The sequence below is a fragment of the Lamprobacter sp. genome (assembly GCF_034860625.1).
Taxonomy (GTDB): domain Bacteria; phylum Pseudomonadota; class Gammaproteobacteria; order Chromatiales; family Chromatiaceae; genus Lamprobacter.
In genome coordinates this window covers 1-1,527 of sequence record NZ_JAYESN010000489.1, presented here as the reverse complement: position 1 = coordinate 1,527, position 1,527 = coordinate 1, and the positions used below count along the sequence as shown (strand labels likewise).

The following is a 1,527-nucleotide window of genomic DNA, read 5'->3' as shown; positions in this document are numbered from 1 at the left end:
TCTCGACCGGGGGTGGTTAGCTCAGCTGGGAGAGCATCTGCCTTACAAGCAGAGGGTCGGCGGTTCGATCCCGTCACCACCCACCATTTTATCGCCTGATAATCTGGTTGTGTCGAGTCTACCGTGGAGCGGTAGTTCAGTTGGTTAGAATACCGGCCTGTCACGCCGGGGGTCGCGGGTTCGAGTCCCGTCCGCTCCGCCATTTTCCGTAGCTATGCTTTAATCTCAATAGAGCCCCGGGTGCCACTCTGACGCTCCGCACTCGGCGTCTGCTCGCGCGATTTGCATCCGGGCCCGTTAAGGCTGTAGGGTGTTGTAGGCATGAAATCTCCAATCATGCTGATCGTCATGGCAACGCTCTTCGTTGCCGCCATCGTGGGCTTGCTGTTCGCCTTTGATATAGATTCCCGGATCGTAGCCTTGCTGGGCTGGATCAACGAGCAAGGCGCGCTGGCACAAGTCTGGTTTGTACTGCTGATGGCCGGGGTTGTGCTCCTGATGCTTCCGGGAGTGCTGTTCACTACCGGCGCGGGGTTTGTCTTCGGCGTTGTAGAGGGCACGCTCTACGTTGTAGTGGGCACCACCATCGGTGCCTGTATCGCGTTTCTGCTGGCGCGCTATCTCGCCGGCGCGCGTGCCCGCCAATGGCTGCGCCAACATGATGCGGTGTGGCGCCTCAACCGTGCCATAGAGCGCGATGATGCGCGGGTGGTGTTGCTGACACGGCTGATTCCCTTTTTCCCGGGCAAGGCCTCCAATTACGCCTTTGGCCTCAGTGCCGTGTCTTTTCGCGGCTATGCACTGGGCACCCTGATCGGCCTCGTGCCGTTTTCGCTGCACAACGTCTATCTGGGTTCTTTCGCAGCCAGCCTGCTGACGCTCGATGAGCGCAATTATGGGCGCACACCTGTGGAATGGGCCATCTATGTGCTCGGCTTTGCGGCCACCGTGGTGGCGGTCATCTACTTCAATCGCCTGGCACGCACCGAACTGAGCGACACCTCGACCCAGACTGCCCCCTCCACGCAGTCGGGAGGGTCACGCTCATGAGCCGATGGTGGAGTTGGATCCCGCTGCGCTACATCATTCGCAAGGCAGCGCGCAGCCAGGGTTTTCTGGACCCCATTGAGCTGCTCGGCCGCCTGCGCGGCCTGGGGCAGCCCTCGGAAGTGGGTGAGCCCATCGAACTGCTGCGCGCAGGCGTCGTGTTCCATGCACGCGGCCTGATCAACAGCAAGGTCATACAGCATAACCTGGACTGGGTGTGGCCTTACTGGGCAGAGCGACAGTACAACCCTCGCGATGTGTCCTTCTTACCACGGGCTTTCTCGGTCACGCATGTGAACCTGACCCAGCGCAACTGGACTGCAGTGGGGCTGCCCGGGCTTGATACGCTGCCGATCGTCGACCCACGCGGGCTGCTCACGCCACTGCTGGACGGGTGGTCGATTGACGCCTGGGTGTTTTCGGAAAATGGCGCCAGGCTGCTGCCATCGCGCAGCGAGCATGTAGAGCAGTACCTTTCAC

General features: G+C 61.0%; 1 protein-coding gene, 2 tRNA genes and 1 pseudogene. All 4 read left to right on the top strand.

Annotation, left to right across the window (positions count from 1 at the left end; all coding sequences use genetic code 11):
- Positions 1-10 precede the first annotated feature (10 nt).
- Positions 11-86 (top strand) — tRNA-Val (locus VBE63_RS29130).
- Between the two features lie 39 nt (positions 87-125).
- Positions 126-202 (top strand) — tRNA-Asp (locus VBE63_RS29125).
- Between the two features lie 134 nt (positions 203-336).
- Positions 337-1,050: a TVP38/TMEM64 family protein gene (locus VBE63_RS29120; RefSeq protein ID WP_323686465.1), complete on the top strand. Its 714-nt coding sequence runs from the start codon at positions 337-339 to the stop codon at positions 1,048-1,050.
- A pseudogene (locus tag VBE63_RS29115) lies at positions 1,047-1,527 on the top strand (hypothetical protein); the annotation flags it as partial. The gene VBE63_RS29120 and the pseudogene VBE63_RS29115, both read left to right, overlap by 4 nt.